Consider the following 22308-nt stretch of genomic DNA (forward strand, 5'->3'; position numbering starts at 1 on the left):
TTCGCATTTCTTGTCGTTGCAATTGGTACGGTTTGTTTGGCATGGATTCATGCATGGCGGTACCGGTAAAATTCCTGCATCGTTGTGCATGAATTCCCATAAGGAGACACGCGCTTGGTCCAGCCCTTCAACTGGGATCTGTTGCAGTCCTTCCTCGCCATCGCACGCACGGGGCGGCTCACGCTTGCGGCGAAGCGTCTCGGCGTCGACCACTCCACCCTGAGCCGCAGGCTGTCGGCGCTGGAGGGTGCGCTGGGCGCGACCCTGTTCGAGCGCACCATGGCGGGCTACGCGCTCACCACGCACGGGGAACATCTGCTGCGGCATGCCGAGAGCGTGGAGAGCACAGTGATCGCGCTGCAGTCCGAACTCGCGGACAGCCGTTCCACCGTGTCGGGCGCGGTGCGGATCGGCGCGCCGGACGGCTTCGGCACGGCCTTTCTCGCCCCCGCCGTCGGGCGTCTGTCGCAGGCGCATCCGGAACTCGACATCCAGATCGTGGCGACGCCGCGCAACTTCAGCCTGTCGCAGCGCGAGGCCGATATTGCCATCACGCTCTCGCGCCCCTCGCACGGGCGGCTGCACGCGCGGCTGCTGACGGATTACGCACTCGGGATCTTCGCGGCCGCCAGCCGGCCGGATTTGTGGCGCGACGTGGCGGGCGCCGAGGATTGCGCCGCGAAGCCCTTCATCAGCTATATCGATGACATGATCTTCACGCCGGAACTCGACTACCTGTCCTCTATCGCGCGTGACATCACGCCGCGCATCAGGAGTTCCAACCTGATCGCGCAATATCAGGCGACGGTCGCGGGCGCGGGGCTTTGCGTGCTGCCCTGCTTCCTGGCGGCGGGCGACAGCCGCCTCGTGCGCGTGCTGCCGGACCTGCAGTTGACGCGCAGCTTCTGGCTGTTGGTGCACAGCGACATGCGCGACCTCGCGCGCATCCGCGTCACCGCCGATTTTATCGCCGACGAGGTGCGCCGCGCGAAATCGCTGTTCCTGCCCACGTCAGACTGACGCGGCGCCCGCGCGTTTCTGCCGGCGGTAGGCGCCCGGCGTCAGCTCCGTCCATTTGTGGAAGGCGCGGTGGAAGGCGCTCGGCTCCGCGAAGCCGAGGTCGGCGGCGATGTCGCCTATCCGCCTGTCCGTCGAGACGAGTGCGGCGAAGGCCCGGTCGCGGCGGATTTCGTCCCTCATTTCCGCGTAGCTCTCCCCCTCGCGGCGTAGGCGGCGGCGCAGGGTGGAAGGCGGCACGCGCAGGAGCTTCGCCATGCCCTCGAAATCAGGCCACAGCGCTGGCGCCATCTCGTGCAGGCGGGCGCGCACCTCGGCGTTGATGCCGGAATCGTAGCGGTAGCGGATGAGGATATTCGCCGGCGCGCGGCGCAGGAACTCCTTCAGCGCCGCCTCCGTGCGGTTGACCGGCAGGCGCAGGAAGCGCGCGTCGAAGACAAGGAGGCTCGCCGGGCAGCCGAAGGTGACAGGCGCGCCGAAAAACAGGCGGTAGTCGGCGCCGCCGCTCACCGGCTCCGGCCCGCGAAAATCCACGCGGCGCAACGGCAGCCTGCGCCCGGCCAGCCAGCACGCAAGGCCGTGCAGCATGATCCAGTACGCGCGATAGGCGAAGGCGGAGCGGGCGGGAGACGTCTCGTGCAGGGTGATCGTGGCGAGGCCTTTCTCCACGGTGAGTTCCCCGCGCGGCTCGTCGATGACCAGCGTGAGGAAGCGCAGCGCGCGGCGCAGGGCGCGCTCCAGATTGGGACTGTCGAGCACCGCCCGGCCGATCATGGTGAAGCTGCCCGGCCGCATGGCCCGCGCGCCGAAGCCGAAATACTCGTCCTGCAGGGCGGCCGCGATGCCGAGCCACAGCGCGCCGTACTGGTCCGCCGTGACCTGCCCGTCCGGGCGCGACAACTCCTCCGGCGCGATCCCCGCTGCGGCGAGCACCGGGGCGACATCGAGGCTGCGCTCGCGCATCGGCTCCAGCGCTTCCAGCACGAAGCCCACCGTGATCATCCGCCGCGGCGCCTGGCTTCCCGTCTGCATCCCGTCTCCAGCCATGCAATGTGGCAAAACCGATCACATCATTCCATCAGGTTCAGTCATTGAATGCCACATCGTTGCGCGATAGCACAGTGGCAATCAGAAGTTTTACGTGTGACTATTCCCGGCGGCACACGTCGAACAATAAACACCATACGATGGGAGGCCAGTATCGTGGTTCAGCAAACCAGCCCCTTTGAGTGCGATTACGCGCAGGCCTACGCGGCTTTCGATCTGGACGCGGAGGCCGCTACGCTGGCGGGGAGTCTCGCCGGCGGCATCAACGCCTGCGTCGAGACGATCGACCGCTACGCCGATACCGGCCGCGTCGCCTTCTACTGGGAAAGCCAGGACGGGCGCTCGGCGCAATACACCTTCGCGGAATTGCAGGCGCTGTCGGCGCGGTTCGCCAATTTCCTGACGGCGCACGGCATCGGGGCCGGCGACGTGGTGGCGGGCCTGCTGCCGCGCACGCCCGATCTGCTGGTCACCATCCTTGGCGCCTGGCGGGCGGGCGCCGTCTATCAGCCGTTGTTCACCGCCTTCGGCCCCAAGGCGATCGAGCACCGCCTGCGCACCAGCGGCGCGAAGCTCGTCGTCACCGACAAGGCGAACCGGGCGAAGCTCGACGAGGTCGAGGGGCTCGCGTTCAAGATCGCGCAGGCGTCTTCCGACGCGCCGCTTCCCGAGGGCGACATCGACCTCGGGACGGAGCTGGACCGGCAATCGGAGACCTTCGCGCCGGTGCAGCGTCGCGGCAGCGATCTCTTCCTGCTGATGTCCACGTCGGGCACCACCGGCCTGCCCAAAGGCGTGCCGGTGCCGCTCGATGCGTTGCTGAGCTTTGCCGACTATATGCGCGAGTCGGTCGACCTGCGGCCCGACGACGTATTCTGGAACATCGCCGATCCGGGATGGGCCTATGGCCTTTACTACGCCGTCACCGGGCCGCTTCTCCTCGGCCATGCCACGATGTTCTACGATGGCGGCTTCACGGTGAAGGACACCTACCGCGTCATCAAGAAGCATGGCGTCACCAATCTCGCGGGATCCCCCACCGCCTTCCGCCTGCTGATCGCGGCGGGGCCGGAAGAGGCGGCGGTCGTCAAGGGCCAGTTGCGCGCCGTCAGCAGCGCGGGCGAGCCGCTCAACCCCGAGGTGATCCGCTGGTTCGCCGAGCATCTCGACGCTCCGATCTACGATCACTACGGCCAGACGGAACTCGGCATGGTGGTCTGCAACCATCATCGCCTCAAGCACACCGTGCATCCGGGCTCCGCCGGGGTGCCGCTGCCGGGATACCGGGTCGCCATCCTCGACGAGAACCACAAGGAGCTGCCGCCGCACACGCCGGGCGTTCTCGCGGTCGATATCGCGCGCTCGCCGCTGCTGTGGTTCACCGGCTACCTCAACCAGCCTACCCCTTCCATCGTCGACGGCTACTATCTCACCGGCGACGTGATGGAAATGTCCGAGGACGGCAGCGTCGCCTTCGTCGGCCGCTCTGACGATGTGATCACGTCCTCGGGCTACCGTATCGGCCCGTTCGACGTGGAAAGCGCTCTTATCGAGCATCCCGCGGTTGTGGAAACGGCCGTCGTCGGCAAGCCGGACCCGGAGCGCACGGAGATCGTCAAGGCATTCGTGGTGCTGTCGGACAAGTATGCGCCGTCGGACGAGCTGGCGGAGGAGCTGCGCCAGTATGTGCGCAAGCGCCTCTCGGCCCACGCCTATCCGCGCGAGATCGAATTCGTCAATGAGTTGCCGAAAACGCCGAGCGGCAAGCTGCAGCGCTTCATCCTGCGCAATCAGGAGATCGCCAGGGCGAAAGAAAAACAGGGCGCGTGAGCGAAAAGGGAAATCGACATGCAGATCAGCGATCGGGTTTTTCTGGTCACCGGCGGCGCATCCGGGCTCGGCGCGTCCGTCGCGCGCCATCTCGCCGCGCGGGAGGGCAAGGTGGTGATTGCCGATGTCAGCGACGCTGCGGGTGCCGCCATCGTGGCGGAACTCGGCAACAACGCCCGCTTCGCGCGCACCGACGTGACCGACGCGGCGCAGGCGCAGGCCGCGGTACAGCTTGCCGTCGACGCTTTCGGCCGCCTCGACGCTCTCGTGAGCTGCGCGGGCGTGGCGCCCAGCGAGCGGGTCGTCGGCCGGCAGGGGCCGCATGCGCTGGAGAGCTTCGCCCGCGTCGTCAGCATCAACCTGATCGGCACCTTCAACGTGCTGCGGCTTGCGGCGGAGGCCATCGCCCGCAACGAGCCGGGCGAGGACGGCGAGCGCGGCGTGATCGTCAACACCGCTTCCGTCGCGGCCTTCGACGGGCAGATCGGGCAGGCGGCCTATGCGGCCTCCAAGGCCGGCGTCGCCGGCCTCACGCTGCCCGTGGCGCGTGAACTGGCGCGCTTCGGCATCCGCGTCGCCACCATCGCGCCCGGTGTGTTCGAGACGCCGATGATGGCAGCGATGTCCGAGGAGGTGCGCACCTCGCTGGGCAACACGGTGCCGTTTCCGCAGCGCCTCGGCAAGCCGGACGAATTCGCGGCCCTCGTGCAGCACATCATCGAGAACCGCTATCTGAACGGCGAGGTCATCCGCCTCGACGGCGCGCTGCGCATGGCAGCGAAGTGACGGCATAACGCCGGAGCGCATTCCTGCCAGATGGAAGCATCCGATTGACGGGAATTCGCTCGGAATCCAAGGAATTGGAGCATGTCAGCGTTTCCGTGAAACAATGGCATGCTTCCGGGCAGACTCGGGAGGAACAGTCATGACAACACAGGATCCGGTCGTCATCGCGGGCTACGCACGCACGCCGATGGGCGGTTTTCAAGGCGATTTCAAGGATGTGACGGCCTCGCAGCTCGGCGCCGAGGCGATCCGCGCGGCGTTGTCGCGCGCCGGCGTGGGCGGGGAAACGGTCGAGGAAGTCGTCTTCGGCTGCGTTCTTCCGGCCGGGCAGGGGCAGGCGCCCGCCCGCCAGGCGACGCTCGGCGCGGGCCTGCCGCTGTCGACGGGCGCGACCACCGTCAACAAGATGTGCGGCTCGGGCATGAAGGCCGCCATGTTCGCCCACGACCTCATCCTCGCCGGCAGCGCGACGGTGGCGGTTGCCGGCGGCATGGAGAGCATGAGCAACGCGCCCTATCTGCTCGACCGCGCCCGCGCCGGCTACCGCATGGGCCACGGCAAGGTCATCGACCACATGTTCCTCGACGGTCTTGAGGACGCCTACGACAGGGGGCGCCTGATGGGCACCTTCGCGGAAGACTGCGCGGAGGCCTACCAGTTCACGCGCGAGGCGCAGGATGCGTTCGCCATCGGCTCGCTGACGAAGGCGCAGAAGGCCATTACCGATGGCCTGTTCCGCGACGAGATCGTGCCCGTGACGGTGAAGGCCGGCAAGGCGGAGCGCCTCGTTTCGGACGATGAACAGCCGCCGAAGGCGAAGCTCGACAAGATTCCGACGCTGCGTGCCGCTTTCCGCGAGGGCGGCACGGTGACGGCGGCGAACTCCTCCTCCATTTCGGACGGGGCGGCGGCGCTGGTGCTGCTGCGTCTGTCGGAAGCGGAAAAGCGTGGCCTGACGCCGCTCGCCGCCATTCGCGGCCACAGCACCCACGCGCATGCGCCGAACCTGTTTCCGACCGCGCCCATCGGCGCCATCGAAAAGCTCTTCGAGCGCACCGGCTGGTCGAAGGACGACGTCGACCTTTACGAGATCAACGAGGCGTTCGCGGTCGTCGCCATGGCGGCGATCCACGACCTCGGTCTCGATCCCGACAAGGTCAACATTCACGGCGGCGCCTGTGCGCTCGGCCATCCCATCGGCGCCTCGGGCGCGCGCGTGATCGTCACCCTGCTCGGCGCGCTGAAGACGCGCGGCCTGAAGCGCGGGGTCGCGTCGCTGTGCATCGGCGGCGGCGAGGCGACGGCGATCGCGGTCGAACGGCTGAACTGACGCCGGAGAAGGGGGAGAACATCATGATCCTGACGGAAGACCAACTCGCCATTCAGGAGGCCGCGCGCAGCTTCGCGCAGGAGCGGCTGAAGCCCTTCGCGGAGGAATGGGACCGCAAGCACGAGTTTCCGCGCGATGCGATCCGGGAACTCGGGGAACTCGGCTTCCTCGGCATGCTGCTGCCGGAGGAATACGGCGGTTCCGACACCGGGCAGGTGGCGTATGCGCTCGCCGTGGAGGAAATCGCCGCCGGCTGCGGGCCGATTTCCACCATCATGAGCGTGCATTCGTCCGTGGGCTGCATGCCGATCTACCGTTATGGCACGGAGGAGCAGAAGCAGCGCTTCCTGCCTGCGCTGGCGAGCGGCGAGGCCATCGGCGGCTTCGCGCTCACCGAGCCTCAGGCGGGCTCCGACGCCAGCGCGCTGAAGACGCGCGCCGTGAAGGACGGCGAATACTATGTGATCAACGGTTCAAAGCAGTTCATCACCTCGGGCAGGAACGGCAGGACGATCATCGTCTTCGCGGTGACGAATCCGGAGGCGGGCAAGAAGGGCATCAGCGCCTTCATCGTGCCCACCGACACCCCCGGCTACGAAGTCGTGCGGGTGGAGCTGAAGCTCGGCCAGCATCTGTCCGACACGTGCCAGCTCGCCTTCAACGACATGCGCATCCACGAGAGCCTGCTGCTCGGCAAGGAAGGGCAGGGCTACGCCATCGCCCTGTCCAATCTGGAGGGCGGGCGCATCGGCATCGCCGCGCAGTCGGTCGGCATGGCGCGGGCGGCCTTCGAGGCGGCACGCGACTATGCGCGCGACCGGGTGGCCTTCGGCAAGCCGATCATCGAGCATCAGGCCGTCGCTTTCCGCCTGGCAGACATGGCGACGCGGATCGAGGCGGCGCGCCAGCTCGTGCTCTCGGCCGCGGCGCTGAAGGAGGCGGGCCTGCCTTGCCTGAAACAGGCGAGCATGGCCAAACTCTTCGCCTCGGAAATCGCGGAAAGGGTCTGCTCGGACGCCATCCAGATCCACGGCGGATATGGCTATCTGGCGGATTTCCCGGTCGAGCGCATTTACCGCGATGTGCGCGTATGCCAGATATACGAGGGCACGAGCGACGTGCAGCGCATCGTTATCGCCCGCGACCTGTGAGGAGACCGGCATGAACGGACCGTTGACCGGGGTGAGGATCGTCGAGATGGTCGGCCTCGGGCCGGGGCCGTTCGCCGCGATGATGCTGGCGGACATGGGTGCGGACGTGATCCGCATCCATCCGAAGAACGCGCGCCCGGCGCTGTCGTTCCTCAATGGACCCTACGACCTGCTGGCGCGCGGGCGGCCCTCCATCGCCATCGATGCGAAGTCGGAGGCGGGGCGGGAGGCGCTGTTCGCCTTGATCGGAGGGGCTGATGCGCTGATCGAGGGCTTTCGCCCGGGCGTCATGGAGCGCCTCGGGCTGGGGCCGGATGTGGTGCTCGCGCACAACCCGCGCCTCGTCTACGGCCGCATGACGGGCTGGGGACAGACGGGCAGGCTCGCGAAAACGGCCGGGCATGACATCAACTATCTGGCGCTCACCGGCGCGCTCAACGCCATCGGCGCGCAGGGCGGGCCGCCCGCCATCCCGCTCAATCTCGTGGCCGATCTGGGCGGCGGCGGCATGTATCTCGCCTTCGGCGTCGTCTGCGCGCTGCTGGAGGCGCGCGGGTCCGGCCAGGGGCAGGTCGTGGATGCGGCCATGGTCGACGGTGTGGCGGCCCTTTCCGCCATGATCTTCGGCATGCGCCAGGCCGGGCTGTGGAGCGGCGGGCGCGGCGAGAACCAGCTTGACGGCGGCGCGCATTATTACGGCGTCTACGAATGCGCGGACGGGAAGTGGCTCAGTATCGGCGCTATCGAGCCGCAGTTCTATGCGAAGTTTCTGGAGCTGGCCGGGCTGAGGATCGAAGACTTCGCCGAGCAGGATAACCAGGAGCTGTGGCCCGTCTACCGCGAGAAGATCGCCGCCTGCATCCGCGAGAAGACGCGGGACGAATGGGCGGCGATCTACGACGGCACGGATTGCTGCGTGGCGCCGGTGCTGGACTGGGAAGAGGCGCCTGCGTATCCCCATTACAGGGACCGCGAAACTTTCGTTGAAATTGAAGGGGTTACGCAGCCCGCGCCCGCGCCGCGCTTCAGCCGGACGCCGGGCAGGGTGTCCGGCCCTCCGTCCCGCCCGGTGGACGGCGCGGGACCGGAGGGGGAAGAGCTTCTCAGGCGATGGGGCGTGCCGGAAGAGCGGATCGCGGCGCTGCGTGAAAACGCGGGCGCCTGACGCCCCGGCGGCCATCGCAAAAAATTTGCCGGCGAAGCCTCCCGCTCAGAGAAAGTTCGCCGGCTTTTCTTTTTACTTGTAGTCGCGCTCGTCAGCGATCACCTTGCCGTCGCCCGGCAGCTCGCCGGGCGCAACGATCTCGACCGTTCCGCGCACCTTGGTGATGTTCTGCAGCGTCGCCGCCAGCGCGGCGATCAGCGCCTTCGCTTCGGCCGGGTTGGTGACGGGCGATTCGGCGCGCAGCGTCATGTGGTCGGCCTCGTCGGCGCGGGTGACGACGAGGCGCAGCCGGCCGAGTTCCGGATGCACGCGGCCGACCTCGGCGATCTGCTCGGGGCGAATGAACATGCCCTTGACCTTGGTCGTCTGGTCCGCCCGCCCGAGCCAGCCCCGGATGCGCTGGCCGGTGCGCCCGCAAGGGCTGATGCCGGGCAGGATGGCGGAGAGGTCGCCCAGCGCGAGGCGGATGATCGGATGCAGCGGGTCGAGCGCCGTCACCAGCACCTCGCCGATCTCGCCTTCCGGAACCGGGTCTCCGGTGCCGGGGCGCACGATCTCGACGATCAGCCCCTCGTTGACGATCAGCCCCTCGCGGGCGGAGGTCTCATAGGCGACGACGCCGCATTCGGCGGTGGCATAGGCCTGATAGGCCTCGACGCCGCGCTCTGCGATCTCCTTCTGCAGCGATGGCGGGAAGGCCGCGCCCGACACCACTGCCTTGCGGATGGAGGAAATGTCCGCGCCCTTGTCGCGGGCGGTATCGAGCAGGATCTTCAGGAAGTCCGGCGTGCCGGTGTAGCCGGCGGGGCGATAGGCCTCGATGAGCTGGAGCTGGGCCTCGGTGTTGCCCGGCCCGGCCGGGATCACCGGGCAATCGAGCGCGTTCGCGCCGGAGTCGAAGATGAAGCCGCCGGGTGTGAGATGGTAGGAGAAGGTGTTGAGCACGATCTCACCCTCGCGGAAGCCCGCCGCATAGAGGGCGCGCGCTGCCCGCCAGGCGTCGCGGCCGTTGACCTCCGGCTCGAAGATCGGGCCGGGGGAAGCGAACAGGCGGCTGTAGACCGGCGAAGGCGGCGCGAGCAGGCCGCCGAAGGGCGGGTTCGCGGCATGGAGGGACGGCAGGTTGGACTTGCGCAGCACCGGCAGGCGGGCGAGCGCCGCGCGGTCCCTGATCTCGGTCGAATCGATGCCCGCGAGCCGCTCGGCCCAGGCAGGCAGTTCCCGCGCCGCGTCGAGCACGGCGGGAAGGTTGGCGAATAGATCGGCTTCCCGCTCCGCGGGATCGCGGGTCTCGATCTGGTGATTGAAGGCGGTCATGCCGTTTCTCCGGTTTTTTTGAACACGGGATTTTCCGGGAGTCGGCGCCCGATGGCGCCGGCGGTCGCTTGCTCAGGAAAGCCAGCGCTTCCTGCGCTTGTAACTTTTCACCTCGCGGAAGGATTTGCGGTCGCCGCCGCCGACGCCGAGATAGAACTCCTTCACGTCCTCGTTCTCGCGCAGCGCCGCCGCCTCGCCATCCATGACGATGCGGCCCGTCTCCATGATGTAGCCATAGGTGGCGTAGCGCAGAGCGATGTTGGTGTTCTGCTCGGCGAGGAGGAAGGAAACGCCTTCCTTCGTGTTAAGCTCGCGCACGATCTCGAAGATTTCCTCCACCACCTGCGGCGCCAGGCCCATGGAAGGTTCGTCGAGCAGGATCATGGAAGGCTTCGACATCATGGCGCGGCCGATGGCGCACATCTGCTGCTCGCCGCCCGATGTGTAGCCGGCCTGTGAGTTCTTGCGCTGGCGCAGGCGGGGAAAGTAGTCGTAGACCTTCTCCATGTCGCGCTTCACGGCGGCCCAGCCGTCTCGGCGGGTGAAGGCGCCGGTGAGCAGGTTTTCCTCGATGGACAGATGGCCGAAGCAGTGGCGGCCCTCCATCACCTGAATGCAGCCGCGCCGCACCAGCTCGTTGGGCGACAGCTGGTCGACACGGTCGTCCTTGAACTGGATGGAGCCCTTGGTGACCTCGCCGCGTTCGGCATGAAGCAGGTTCGAGATGGCCTTGAGCGTTGTCGTCTTGCCCGCGCCATTCGCGCCGAGCAACGCCACGATGCCGCCCTTGGGCACGGTCAGCGACACGCCCTTGAGCACGAGGATGACGTGGTCGTAGATGACCTCGATGTTGTTCACCGACAGGATGCCGTCGCCTGCCGGCTCCGGCGCGGGGATGCTTGCGGGATTGAGGCTCATTGAAAAACCCTCCGTCCCTCTCCCGCAAAGGGAGAGGGACCTGCAAAGAGACGGTTACGCAGGCGCGTCGCAGGCTTCCGTGCGCTTCGGCCAGCCGGAGTTCTTTTCTGCGTATTCCTTGGCGGCGGCCTTGAGCAGCGGCTCGACGCGGTCGTGCAGCGGCTCGACGAGATCGGTCGCGCGCACCCACTTTTCGCCGTCCCACTCCTGCAGGAAGGTTGCCTTGTGGCCGTTGTGGTCGGTGCAGGAGAGCTTCAGCGGCTCGGCGAAGCCTTCGAGGCCGAGTTCCTTCAGGCGCTCGGGGGTGATGTTGATGGCTTCGAGACCGCGGCGCACGTCCTCGCCCGTGACCACCTTCTTGCCGGTGATCTTCTGGGCGTTGGCGATGCCCTCCGCGATCAGCAGCGAGTTGTAGACGCCGCGGTTGTAGAGCACGTCGCCGACCTTGTTCTTGTCGGTCTTGCTCTTGCCGGCGTCGACGAGGTGCTTCTTGATGTCATCGAGGGCGGGGAAGTTGGCGCCCACGCCATGCCAGTTCAGCGTCTTGAAGCCCTTGGCGCCGGGGCCTGCGGAGCGCACGTCATCCTCGCCCGGCCACCAGATCGAGACGAACTTGTCCATGGGATAGTTGATCTTGACGGCTTCCTTCACGGCGGTGGGGTTGAGCGCCCCCCAGCCGAACAGCACCATGTAGTCCGGCTTGTCGCGACGCACGCTGAGCCACTGCGAGGACTGGTTCTGGATGTTGTCGGCGGGCACCGGGTAGAGCTTGAGATCGAAGCCGATTTCCTTCGACAGCGATTCCAGCAGCGGAATGGGCTCCTTGCCGAAGCCGGCGTCGAGGTAGATGTAGCCGATCTTCTTGCCCTTCAGCTTTTCGAGCCCGCCTTCCTGGGAGCCGATGTAGGACAGGATCATGGAAGCGCCGTCCCAGTAGGTGTTCGGCGGGTTGAAGATCCACGGGAACGTCTGGCCGTCGGCGGAGGCGGAGAGGCCGTAGGCCATCGACAGCACCGGCACCTTGTCGACGCCGGCCTTGGGGATGAGCGACAGCGTCGTGCCCGTGGACCACGGATTGACCACGACCGGCCCCTTGCCCTTGACGGCTTCGTAGCACTCCACGCCCTTCTTGGCGTCGTAGCCGGTCTCGCACTCCTCGACGCGCAGCTTGACGCCGCCGATGCCGCCGTCGCGCTCGTTCAGCAGCCGCAGGTAGTCGTGCATGCCGTTGGCGATCGGAATGCCGGACCCCGAGAACGGGCCGGTGCGGTAGGTGAACAGCGGCACGTAGATCTCATCCTCGGCGCGCGCCTGCGTGGGCGCGAAGGCGCTGAGGGCGGTGGTGGCGGCGAGAACGGCGGTCAAGGCCAAGGTCTTGTATGTTCCGGACATTTTTCTCTCCCTAGGATGAAGCCTTGCTGGCTCCTTTATCTGGCGCGTTCTCAGTAGGGGAACGGCCACGTTCTCAGTTTCTGCTTGGCCGTCTGCCACAGTCGGGCAAGGCCATGCGGCTCCACGATCAGGAAGGCGATGATGAGGGCGCCGATGATCATGTAGTTGAGGTGTTCGATTGTTGCCGCGCCGACCGAAAAGCCGAGGCTTTGCGGCAGGTAGCGCAGCACGATGGGCAGGATGAAGATGAACGCGGCCCCCATGAAAGAGCCGATCAGGCTGCCAAGGCCGCCGATGATGACCATGAACAGGATCAGGAACGACAGGTTGATGGAGAAGGCGTCCGGCTCCGCAGAGCCGAGGTAGAGGAACACCATCAGCGCCCCGGCAACGCCGGCGTAGAAGGACGAGACGGCGAAGGCGAGCAGCTTCGTCGGCAGCAGCCTGATGCCCATCAGTTCGGCGGCGATGTCCATGTCGCGCACAGCCATCCACATGCGTCCGACACGGCCGTGCACGAGGTGGGCGGCGACGAGCGTCAGCAGTGCCACGACGGACAGCACCACGAGATAGCGCACCTCCGGCGCGGCGTTGGGGCCGGTGATGGCGATGCCGAACAGCGTGCGCGTGGGCACCTCGATGGCGCCGGAGATGTTATGGTTCGTCAGCCACGGGATGCGCACGAAGCACCATTGCAGGAAGAACTGCGCCGCGAGCGTGGTGACGGCCAGATAGAAGCCCTTGATGCGCAGGCTCGGCAGGCCGAAGATGACGCCCACCCCCGCCGAGAAAAAGCCCGAGACGAGGAGCCAGACGATGATGTTCACCTGCGGGAAGACGGTGGTGAGCTTGTAGCAGGCGAAGGCGCCGACGCCCATGAAGCCTGCATTGCCGAGCGACAGCAGCCCGGTGTAACCGGTGAGCAGGTTGAGCCCGATGGCGGCGAGCGCGAAGACGAGGAAGGGGATCATCACCGCATTGATGAAGAAGCTGCCGCCCAGCAGCGGCACGCCGACGAAGGCGGCGGCGATGATGACGGCGACGCCGATCTTGTCCTGAAGGATCGGAAAGATCGCCATGTCGTCGGCGTAGTTGGTCTTGAACTGGCCGGCCTCACGGTAGAACATGTCGGGCCTCCCTCAGATACGTTCGATGATCTTGTCGCCGAACAGGCCCTGCGGCCGGAACAGCAGGAAGACAAGGGCGATGAAATAGGCGAGCCAGCTCTCGATGCCGCCGCCGACGAGCGGGCCCCAGTAGAACTCGCCGAGCTTCTCGCCGATGCCGATGATGAGGCCGCCGACGATGGCGCCCGGCACGGAGGTGAAGCCGCCGAGGATGAGCACCGGCAAGGCCTTGAGGCCGACGATCTGGAGGGCGAAGGACACGTCCGAGCGCGCGCCCCACATGATGCCCGTGGTCAGCGCCACGACGCCCGCGGTGAACCACACGATGACCCAGATCTGGTTGAGGGAGATGCCGACCGACAGCGCGGCCTTGTGGCTGTCCGCCACCGCGCGCAGCGCCCGGCCGATGCGCGTCTTCTGGAAGAAGACGGCAAGCCCGGCCACCATGATCGAGGCGATGAGGGCGGCCGCGATGTCGAGCTTCTGCAGCGAGACGAAGCCGCCGAGCATCTCGATATCGACCGAGCCCGTGGGCAGGTAGAGTTCCTGCGTGATCATGGATTTCGGATTGCCGCCGAACACGAGTTCGCCGAGCCCGATCAGAAAATAGGTCAGGCCGAAGGTGGCCATGAACAGGATGATGTCTGGCTGGTTCACGAGCGGGCGCAGCATCACGCGCTCCACGCCGACGGCGAGCAGATACATCACGCCGACGGTGAGCACCAGGGCGAGGAGGGCGGGCACGCCGATCTCGAACAGGCCGACGAGCGTCAGCGCCGCGAACACGACCATGATGCCCTGGGCGAAGTTGAACACGCCAGACGCCTTGAAGATCAGCACGAAGCCGAGCGCGATCAGTGCGTAGAGCACGCCGGAGACGAGGCCTTCCCAGAGGGTCTGCACCAGCAGATCGGGCGCGCCGGCCATCTGCACGAAGGGATCGAGGAAGATGTTGTACAGAATTTCCATGGCCTCCTCCTCAATGGGCCACGCCGAGATAGGCGTCGATGACCTTGCTGTCGTTCTTGACCTCGTCGGGCACGCCGTCGGCGATCTTGCGGCCGTATTCCAGCACCACGATGCGGTCCGAGAGGTCCATGACGACGCCGATGTCGTGCTCGATGAGCGCGATGGTGGTGCCGAACTGGTTGTTGACGTCGAGGATGAAGCGGCACATGTCCTCCTTCTCCTCCAGGTTCATGCCGGCCATCGGCTCGTCGAGCAGCAGCAGCTCCGGCTCCATGGCGAGGGCGCGGCCAAGTTCGACGCGCTTCTGCAGGCCGTAGGGCAGGCGGCCGACCGGCGTCTTGCGGATCGCCTCGATCTCAAGGAAGTCGATGATTTCCTCGACGAACTTGCGGTGTTCGATTTCCTCGCGGAAGGCGGGGCCGTGGCGCAGCACCTGCCAGAAGAAGCCTCGATGCATCTTCAGCGTGCGCCCGGTCATGATGTTGTCGAGCGTCGACATGCCCTTGAACAGCGCCACGTTCTGGAAGGTGCGGGCGATGCCCTGGCTCGCGGCGACGGACGGACGCATGCGGTTGCGCGTCGCGCCCTTGAAGGTGATGCGGCCTTCCTGCGGGTTGTAGAAGCCGTTGATGACGTTGAGCATCGATGTCTTGCCGGCGCCATTCGGCCCGATGATGGCGCGGATTTCGCCCTTGCGGATGTCGAAGGAGACGTCTGTGATGGCTTTGACGCCGCCGAAGCGCAGGGAGACGTTCTCGACGCTGAGCAGGATGTCGCCCTTGTGTATCGCGCCGGCTCCCCCGCCCGCGCCGCCCCAGTTAGGCGTCCCCATGCTCGCGGCTCCCGTGATGTCTGGCGTTCTCATGTTTCCCCCCTCATGCCGCCTGTTTCGCCGGGGCGGGCGGGACCACCGCCACGTCGCGGATCTGGACGCGGGCGGAGATGGAGCCCTTTCGGCCGTCCTCGAAGGTCACCTCGGTGGTGATGTCCTCTTCCGTCTTGCCGGCATAGAGCGCGTCGATCAGCGGCTTGTAGCGGTCAGCGATGAAGGAGCGGCGCACCTTCTGCGTGCGGGTCAGCTCGCCGTCGTCGGCATCGAGTTCCTTGTGCAGGATGAGGAAGCGGTGTACCTGCGCGCCCGCCATCAGCGGCTCTTTCGCCAGCGCCCGGTTCACTTCCTCGACGTTCTTCTGCAGCATCTCGTAGACGCGCGGATGGCTGGCGAGTTCCTGATACGAGGCGTAGGAGACGTTGTTGCGCTCCGCCCAGTTGCCGACGGCGGTGAGGTCGATGTTGAGGAAGCAGGTGACGAAGTCGCGCCCGTCGCCGAACACCACGGCTTCCTTGATGTTGTGGAAGAACTTCAGCTTGTTCTCGACGTATTTCGGCGGGAACAGCGAGCCGTCCGACAGCTTGCCCACGTCCTTCGCGCGGTCGATGATCTTGAGGTGCCCGTCCGGCTCGAAGAAGCCGGCGTCGCCCGTCTTGACGAAGCCGTCCTCCGTCAATGTCTCGGCGGTCTTTTCCGCGTCCCTGTAGTATTCGCGGAACTGGCCGGGCGAGCGGAACTGCACCTCGCCGCTCTCCGCGATGCGGATCTGGACGTTGGGCGTGGGCGGGCCGACCGTGTCGGCGCGGATCTGGCCGTCCGGCTGCGCGGTGACGTAGAGGAAGGCCTCCGTCTGGCCGTAGAGCTGCTTCAGGTTCAGCCCCAGCGAACGATAGAAGGAGAACAGGTCCGGCCCGATGGCCTCGCCCGCCGTGTAGGCGACGCGGATGCGGGTGAAGCCGAGCACGTTCTTGAGCGGCTCGTAGATGACGAAACGGCCGAGTCCGTAGAGCAGCCGCCCGCCGAGTGGCACGGATTCGCCGTTCAGGAGCTTCTCGCCGTATTTCTTCGCCACGCCGATGAAGTAGTGGAACAGCCTGCGCTTCGTCGGCCCGGCGTCCTCCATGCGGATCATGACGCGCGTCAGCAGCGCCTCGAACACACGTGGCGGCGCGAAGTAGAAGGTGGGGCCGATCTCGCGCAGGTCGTGCTCGGCGGTCTCGGGCGATTCCGGGCAGGCCATGCAGAAGCCGGCGACGAGCCCTTGCGCGTAGTTGAGGTAATGGTCGCCGACCCAGGCGAGCGGCAGATAGGCCAACACCTCGTCGCGGTCGGTCAGCCGGTCGAACGTCACGGTGTCGGTGGCGGCGTCGATACAGCCCTTCGCCGTCAGCACCACGCCCTTGGAACGGCCCGTCGTGCCGGACGTGTAGAGGATGATGGAGACATCGTCGCCCGATCCCTGCTCGATGCCCTCATCGATGCGCTCGCGCACGGCGTTCTCCGTCAGCGCGTCGCGGCCGATGCCGATGATCTCGTCGATGGAATGCAGCTTCTCGTGATCGTAGTCGCGCAGGCCGCGCGGCTCGTCGTAGAAGAGATGCGCGAGGTTCGGCAGGCGGTCGGAAACCGACAGCAGCTTGTCGACCTGCTCCTGATCCTGCACGGCGGCGAACTTCACCTCGGCGTTGGCGAGCACGTAGGCAAGCTCTTCCGCCACCGCGTCGGCATAGACCGGCACCGGGATCGCGCCGAGCATCTGCGCGGCCGTCACGGACCAGTAGAGCTTGGGGCGGTTGGTGCCGACAATGGCGATGGCGTCGCCGCGCCGCACGCCGATGCCGGACAGGCCGGCCGCGTAGGCACGGACGATCTCGTAGCTCTCCGCCCACGTCCACGTTTGCCAGATGCCGTAGTCCTTGTGGCGGATGGCGGGCCGCGTTCCACGCACGGCTGCATTGCGCGCAAGGAGCTTCGGAAAGGTGTCAGGACGTGCGGAAGCACTCGTCGTCATGACGTCAAACCCTCCTGTAAAGCCTTGAAAGGCTTGATGGCGTTTCCTCCGGAGGCCGTGGCGCGAGCGCCCGGACCTCTCTCTTGTGTCGCAAAATCGCGCGAATTGGTTTTTTCCGCAACCGTTCGCTTGACAGACAGAGCGGGTTATTTCATTGTATCATTGCGTGTTATGTGCCTTACGCGAAATTTCCTTTCGTATTCCCGTGTGCCGCACCACGGCGCCGTTTTGCTCAGCCGGCGCCGTAGCGCGACAGCTCGGCGAGGTCGATGACACGGACGCCGTTGCGCTCCATGGCGAGCAGGCCCTCTTCCTCCAGCTCCTTCAGGCTCTTGTTGACGGCTTGCCGCGACAGGCCGCAGATGAGGCCGAGTTCCTCCTGGCTGATGTCGAGCCAGTTGCCCACGCCCGGATACAGCACCGGATTGAACAGCCAGCCCAGGGCGCGGGCCACGCGGGCGCGCGCATCGAGCAGGCGGTCGTAGCCGACCGTGGCGATGAACTGGCCAAGCCGCTCGTTGAGCTGGCGCACCAGAAAGCGGTTGAAGCCGACGGAGTTCTCGAAAAGCCAGTGGAATGTCGCCTTTTGCATCAGCGCCACGCGCGAATCGCGCACGGCGACGATGTCGTACTGGCGAATTTCGTCCTTCAGCACGGACCCTTCCCCCACCCAGCCGCTGGTGGGGACGCCGGAGAACGTCACCGCCTTGCCGCTGGTGGAGACAGTGCCGACCTTGATGATGCCGCTCGCCACACCGCACCAGTAGTTCATGCGGTCGCCCTCGTGGCAGATGTAATCGCCCTTGGCGAAGTGTTTCTCCACGGTGCCACGGGCCGCGCGCTCGCGCTCGGCCGCCGTCAGGTCGCCGGCCCAGGGGGCGATTTTGGACAGATAGTCGGCCGTTATCAAATGGCTACCCGCTCCTTGCCCGTGGTTCCGTCTGGTATCGCGGCGGATGCTTCTTGTGGCAATGTATTGCTTTTTTCCGGATGGCCGCGTTAGAACCGGAGTATTATCCGCGCCGGGGATTTGCTCAAGTCCCCATATAGTTTAACGTGAAAGAAGAAAATCCTTCGAGGGAGACGGTCATGCTGCAGGCACGGCGTTCCACGCTCTTGCTGGTCGATTTTCAGCAACGGCTTGCGCCTGTCATTGACGGCGCGCAAGAGACGATCGAACAGGCGGAGCGTCTGGCGCGCGCGGCGCAACTCGTGGGCGTGCCCGTGCTCGCCACCGAGCAGATCCCGGAGAAGCTCGGCGCCACGGCGGACGCGCTGCTGCCGCTCCCCGAAAAAATCATCGCCAAGCTGAGTTTCGACGCGACGGGCGAACCGGGGCTGCGCGAGGCGCTGGACGAAAGGCGCGAGACCGTGCTGGTGACGGGCTGGGAGGCGCATGTCTGCGTGCTGCAGACGACGTTCGGCCTTGTCCGCGCGGGCTTCACGCCGGTGGTGGTTGCCGACGCCGTCGCCTCGCGGAAACCCTTCAGCAAGGATATCGCGCTGCGGCGGATCGCGGCGCGCGGTATCGAGATCGTGACCGTGGAGATGGCTATCTTCGAATGGCTGGAGCGTGCCGATCACCCACGCTTCCGCGAAGCGCTCCCGCTCATCAGGTAAGTCAAGCGGTCGCGGCGCTGGAGCAAAACCCGCATGCGCGCGGCCGGTGACCGGGAGCGTCGGTATCAGCCCGCCCGTTTCGCGAGAATCGCATTGGCAACGTTCGAGCCGTTGGTCCGGCCGAGGTGCCGCGAGATGAACGCGCCGGCATCCACCAGCGCGTCCAGGTCGACGCCGGTCTCGATGCCGAGGCCGTCGAGCAGATAGACGACGTTCTCCGTCGCCACGTTGCCGGTCGCGCCCTTTGCGTAGGGACAGCCGCCGAGGCCGGCGACGGAGGCGTCGAACTGGCTGATACCGAGTTCGAGCGCCGCATAGATATTGGCCAGCGCCTGCCCGTAGGTGTCGTGGAAATGGCCTGACACATCGCCGATGTCGTACACGGCGAGGGCCGCTTCCAGCGCCTTGCGCGCCTTGCGCGGCGTGCCCACGCCGATGGTGTCCGCGATGCCGACGTGCTGAACGCCGATATCCTTCATCAGCCGGGCGACGTAGGTGACTTTCTCCGCCGCGATCTCGCCCTCGTAGGGGCAGCCGAGCGCGCAGGAGATGGCGCCGCGCACGCGGATGCCCGCGGCCAGCGCGGCCTCGACCACGGGAGCGAAGCGCTCGATGCTCTCGGCGATGGAACAGTTGATGTTCTTCTGGCTGAAGGCCTCGCTCGCCGAGCCGAACACCTCGACCTCGCCGGGCTTCGTCGGCAGGGCCGCCTCATAGCCTTTCATGTTGGGCACGAGCACGGAATAGACGACGTCGTCGCGGCGCACGATGCCGGCCATGACGGCGGCGTTGTCGGCCATCTGCGGTACCCATTTCGGGCTCACGAAGCTCGTCGTCTCTATGTGCCTGAGACCGGCCTCCTGCAGGCGGCCGATGAGTTCCACCTTGACGGCGGTGGAGACGAAATTCTTCTCGTTCTGCAGCCCGTCACGCGGGCCGACCTCGACGATCCTGACTTTCGACGGGAGCGCGCCCATGGTTTACTCCGCTTTCTGCAATGGTTCGAGCCGCAGCAGTTCCGCGCCCTCGCTGAGCTGGTCGCCGATGCCGTAGAGCAGTTCAGAGACGGTGCCGTCGATGGGGGCCTTGATGGTGTGCTCCATCTTCATCGCCTCCATCACGGCGAGCGGCTGGCCCTTCGCGACCGTTTCTCCCGCTTCGACCAGAAAGGCCACGACCTTGCCGGGCATCGGCGCGGTAAGGCGCCCGGCTTCCGTCTCGGCCTCGCCCGCATGCGCCAGCGGATCAGCGAGACGGACGGCGGCGCTGCCGCTGCCGGCGAAGACGGAAAACAGCTCGCCCGTGCGGTAGGTCGCGACGTGCAGGGGCCGGCCGTCGAGAGCGATATCGTCGGCGCCGTTCAGCGTCAGGAGGTGAGTGGCATCACCGATGCCGAGGCGGATGCTGTCGCGGTCCAGCGGCGTGAAGGCGGCGGTGTCCGCCGTCTCGCCGTGCTCGATGAGCAGCCGGCGCGTCACCGGCCCGCCGATGCGCCAGCCATCGCGGTGCGACCACGGGTCGGCGTTCGCGAGGGCGCGCTCGGCCTGCACGATGTGGGCGACGATGGCCCCCGCCGTCACCGCGAACGGCAGGCCGAACGGGCGCTCGCTGCCGAAGAGCGCATCATGCTCGCGCCGGATGAGCGCGGTGTCGAGATCGGCCTGTGCGAAGGAGCGGCACGCGGCCGTGCGGCGCAGAAAGGCGACGTTGTTGGCGACGCCGACGATGTGCGTCTGTGCCAACGCCGCGTCGAGCCGCGCCAGCGCCTCCTCGCGGGTGGCGCCGTGCACGATGAGCTTGGCGATCATCGGATCGTAGAAGGGCGAGATGTCGCCGCCTTCCCGCACGCCGGAATCGACGCGAACGCCGTTGCCGTTGACGGCGAAGGCCGTATGCTCCGGCAGGCGGAAAACATCGAGACGCCCGGTCGCGGGCAGGAAGTCGTTGTCGGGATTTTCGGCGCAGATGCGCGCCTCGATGGCGTGGCCGCCAATGGCAAGCTCGTCCTGATGCAGCGGCAGCGGCTCGCCCGCCGCGACCCTGATCTGCCATTCCACGAGATCGAGACCGGTGATGGCCTCCGTCACCGGATGCTCCACCTGCAGGCGGGTGTTCATCTCCATGAAATAGAAGTCGATGTCGCCGTCCGCCGCCGGCTCGGCGATGAACTCGACCGTGCCCGCGCCCACATAGCCCACGGCGCGCGCGGCGGCGATGGCGGCCTCGCCCATTTCCCTGCGCCGCGCGGCGCCGAGGCCGGGGGCGGGGGCTTCCTCCAGCACTTTCTGGTGACGGCGCTGCACGGAGCAGTCGCGCTCGAAGAGATAGACGTAGTTGCCGTGGGAATCGCCGAAAACCTGGATTTCGATGTGGCGCGGGCGTTGCACGTAGCGCTCGATCAGCACGGCCGCGCTGCCGAAGCTCGCGATCGCCTCGCGCTGGCAGGAGGCGAGGTTTTCGGCGAAATCCTCGTGGGCCTCGACAATGCGCATGCCCTTGCCGCCGCCGCCGGCGCTCGCCTTGATCATCAGCGGATAGCCGATGCGCTCGGCTTCGGCGGCGAGCAGGTCGAAATCCTGTTCCGCGCCGTGGTAGCCCGGCACAAGCGGCACGCCGGCCGCTTCCATCAGGCGCTTCGATTCCGCCTTGAGGCCCATCGCCGCGATGGCGGAAGCGGGCGGACCGATGAAGACGAGCCCGGCCTGCGCGCAGGCCGCCGCGAATTCGGCGTTCTCGCTGAGGAAGCCGTAGCCCGGATGGATGGCATCCGCGCCCGTGGCCTTCGCGGCGGCGATGATCTTGTCCTGCCGCAGGTAGCTGTCCTTCGGCGCGGCTCCGCCCAGCGAGACCGCCTCGTCGCAGGCCGCCACGAACCTGGCGCGGGCATCGACATCCGAATGGACGGCGACTGTGCGGATCGCGAGGCGGCGGGCGGTCGCCGCCACCCGGCAGGCGATCTCGCCCCGGTTGGCAATGAGGATTTTTCTTATTTCTTGCTGTGTCATTGGTCCCCCGCCAGCCATGAAGGTTTCGTCTTGTTGAGGAAGGACTGCACGCCCTCTCGGCCCTCATGCGAGGCGCGGATGTCGGCGATGCGCCTGGCGGTATCGGCGACGAGCGCGTCGTCGACGGCGCGCCCGCCCGCTTCCCGCAGCAGGCGCTTGCCGGCGGCGAGCGCGGCGGGCGAGGCATTGAGGAATGCCTGAACGTAGCGCGCCACCGCCGCGTCAAGCGCCTCCGCGCCCGCTATTTCATGCACGAAGCCGGTCCGCGCGGCGGTTTCGGCCGAAAAAACCTCGGCGGTGAGGACGAAGCGTTGCGCCGCGCGCGGGCCGAGTGCCGCGATGACATAGGGCGCGATCGTCGCCGGGATGAGGCCGAGCTTCACCTCGCTGAGGCAGAAACGGGCGCTGTCGACCGCAACCGCGATGTCGCTCGCTGCGACGAGACCCATGCCGCCCGCGAAGACATCGCCCTGTACGCGCGCGACGACCGGCTTCGGGCATTCGTGGATCGTGCGCAGCATGGTGGCGAGGGCGGTCGCGTCCGCGAGGTTTTCCGCATGCGTGTAGTCCGCCATGCGGCGCATCCACGCCAGGTCCGCGCCGGCGCAGAAGGCCTTGCCGCTGGCGGCGAGCACGACGACGCGGATTTGCCCGTCGCCGCCGAGTTCGGCGAAGGCTTCAGTCAGCGCGGCGATCAGCGCGTCGTCGAAGGCGTTGCGCACCTCCGGCCGGTTCAGGGTCACGGTGGCGACGGGGCCGTCGCGGGCGATCAGAAGGCTGGTCATGGCTGG

Annotated in this window: 19 protein-coding genes; 7 read left to right on the top strand and 12 right to left on the bottom strand. The window is 66.7% G+C overall.

Annotated elements, in window-relative coordinates:
- Positions 1-114 precede the first annotated feature (114 nt).
- Positions 115-1020, top strand: a complete 906-nt coding sequence (locus tag FHS82_RS03875; protein ID WP_166949022.1) for a LysR family transcriptional regulator — start codon at positions 115-117, stop codon at positions 1018-1020.
- Here the strand turns inward: FHS82_RS03875 and FHS82_RS03880 are convergent.
- On the bottom strand, positions 1012-2049 hold the full coding sequence (locus tag FHS82_RS03880; protein WP_208394089.1) for an AraC family transcriptional regulator: 1038 nt from the start codon (positions 2047-2049) through the stop codon (positions 1012-1014). The genes FHS82_RS03875 and FHS82_RS03880 overlap by 9 nt on opposite strands.
- 171 nt (positions 2050-2220) lie before the next feature.
- Between FHS82_RS03880 and FHS82_RS03885 the strand changes: the two genes are divergently transcribed.
- From FHS82_RS03885 to FHS82_RS03905, 5 genes are all read left to right on the top strand, one after another.
- Positions 2221-3894 (top strand): acyl-CoA synthetase, encoded by a 1674-nt coding sequence (locus FHS82_RS03885; RefSeq protein ID WP_377699791.1) that lies wholly within the window; start codon positions 2221-2223, stop codon positions 3892-3894.
- A gap of 18 nt (positions 3895-3912) precedes the next feature.
- Positions 3913-4680, top strand: coding sequence for a 3-hydroxyacyl-CoA dehydrogenase (locus tag FHS82_RS03890; RefSeq protein WP_166949026.1), 768 nt, complete (start codon positions 3913-3915; stop codon positions 4678-4680).
- A gap of 139 nt (positions 4681-4819) precedes the next feature.
- The gene (locus FHS82_RS03895; protein ID WP_166949028.1) at positions 4820-6010 is read left to right on the top strand and encodes an acetyl-CoA C-acyltransferase; all 1191 of its coding nucleotides are present in this window, start codon (positions 4820-4822) and stop codon (positions 6008-6010) included.
- A gap of 23 nt (positions 6011-6033) precedes the next feature.
- Complete coding sequence (locus tag FHS82_RS03900; RefSeq protein WP_166949030.1) at positions 6034-7161, top strand: acyl-CoA dehydrogenase family protein; 1128 nt, start codon at positions 6034-6036, stop codon at positions 7159-7161.
- 10 nt (positions 7162-7171) lie between these two features.
- Positions 7172-8326, top strand: a complete 1155-nt coding sequence (locus tag FHS82_RS03905; RefSeq protein WP_166949032.1) for a CaiB/BaiF CoA transferase family protein — start codon at positions 7172-7174, stop codon at positions 8324-8326.
- Between the two features lie 72 nt (positions 8327-8398).
- On the opposite strand, the gene FHS82_RS03910 is transcribed toward FHS82_RS03905, so the two are convergent.
- The 8 genes from FHS82_RS03910 to FHS82_RS03945 all read right to left on the bottom strand — a co-directional run bounded on the left by FHS82_RS03910 (position 8399) and on the right by FHS82_RS03945 (position 17802).
- The gene (locus tag FHS82_RS03910; RefSeq protein WP_166949034.1) at positions 8399-9643 is read right to left on the bottom strand and encodes a phenylacetate--CoA ligase family protein; all 1245 of its coding nucleotides are present in this window, start codon (positions 9641-9643) and stop codon (positions 8399-8401) included.
- 72 nt (positions 9644-9715) lie between these two features.
- Complete coding sequence (locus tag FHS82_RS03915; protein WP_166949036.1) at positions 9716-10561, bottom strand: ABC transporter ATP-binding protein; 846 nt, start codon at positions 10559-10561, stop codon at positions 9716-9718.
- Positions 10562-10615: 54 nt separating this feature from the next.
- Entirely contained in the window at positions 10616-11953 is a 1338-nt protein-coding gene (locus FHS82_RS03920; RefSeq protein ID WP_166949038.1) for an ABC transporter substrate-binding protein, read from the bottom strand.
- A gap of 50 nt (positions 11954-12003) precedes the next feature.
- Positions 12004-13080, bottom strand: a complete 1077-nt coding sequence (locus FHS82_RS03925; protein WP_166949040.1) for a branched-chain amino acid ABC transporter permease — start codon at positions 13078-13080, stop codon at positions 12004-12006.
- Positions 13081-13092: 12 nt separating this feature from the next.
- Positions 13093-14049 (bottom strand): branched-chain amino acid ABC transporter permease, encoded by a 957-nt coding sequence (locus FHS82_RS03930; RefSeq protein WP_208394090.1) that lies wholly within the window; start codon positions 14047-14049, stop codon positions 13093-13095.
- A 10-nt stretch (positions 14050-14059) separates the two neighbouring features.
- Positions 14060-14881, bottom strand: coding sequence for an ABC transporter ATP-binding protein (locus FHS82_RS03935; protein ID WP_166949042.1), 822 nt, complete (start codon positions 14879-14881; stop codon positions 14060-14062).
- 43 nt (positions 14882-14924) lie between these two features.
- Positions 14925-16892 (bottom strand): AMP-dependent synthetase/ligase, encoded by a 1968-nt coding sequence (locus FHS82_RS03940; protein WP_166949044.1) that lies wholly within the window; start codon positions 16890-16892, stop codon positions 14925-14927.
- 232 nt (positions 16893-17124) lie between these two features.
- Positions 17125-17802: a Crp/Fnr family transcriptional regulator gene (locus FHS82_RS03945; RefSeq protein ID WP_166949045.1), complete on the bottom strand. Its 678-nt coding sequence runs from the start codon at positions 17800-17802 to the stop codon at positions 17125-17127.
- A 179-nt stretch (positions 17803-17981) separates the two neighbouring features.
- On the opposite strand from FHS82_RS03945, the gene FHS82_RS03950 reads away from it, so the two are divergent.
- Positions 17982-18512: an isochorismatase family protein gene (locus tag FHS82_RS03950; protein ID WP_166949047.1), complete on the top strand. Its 531-nt coding sequence runs from the start codon at positions 17982-17984 to the stop codon at positions 18510-18512.
- Between the two features lie 65 nt (positions 18513-18577).
- On the opposite strand, the gene FHS82_RS03955 is transcribed toward FHS82_RS03950, so the two are convergent.
- From FHS82_RS03955 to FHS82_RS03965, 3 genes are read right to left on the bottom strand one after another with little or no spacing between them, the layout of a single operon-like run.
- Positions 18578-19489 carry a hydroxymethylglutaryl-CoA lyase gene (locus FHS82_RS03955; RefSeq protein WP_166949049.1) on the bottom strand — a complete coding sequence of 304 codons (912 nt, stop codon included), beginning with the start codon at positions 19487-19489 and terminating at the stop codon, positions 18578-18580.
- Positions 19490-19492: 3 nt separating this feature from the next.
- Complete coding sequence (locus FHS82_RS03960) at positions 19493-21517, bottom strand: acetyl/propionyl/methylcrotonyl-CoA carboxylase subunit alpha (protein ID WP_166949051.1); 2025 nt, start codon at positions 21515-21517, stop codon at positions 19493-19495.
- Entirely contained in the window at positions 21514-22302 is a 789-nt protein-coding gene (locus FHS82_RS03965) for an enoyl-CoA hydratase/isomerase family protein (RefSeq protein ID WP_166949053.1), read from the bottom strand. The genes FHS82_RS03960 and FHS82_RS03965 overlap by 4 nt, the downstream gene beginning before the upstream one ends.
- Positions 22303-22308: the final 6 nt, after the last annotated feature.

Source organism: Pseudochelatococcus lubricantis (assembly GCF_011762225.1).
Classification (GTDB): Bacteria; Pseudomonadota; Alphaproteobacteria; order Rhizobiales; family Beijerinckiaceae; genus Pseudochelatococcus; species Pseudochelatococcus lubricantis.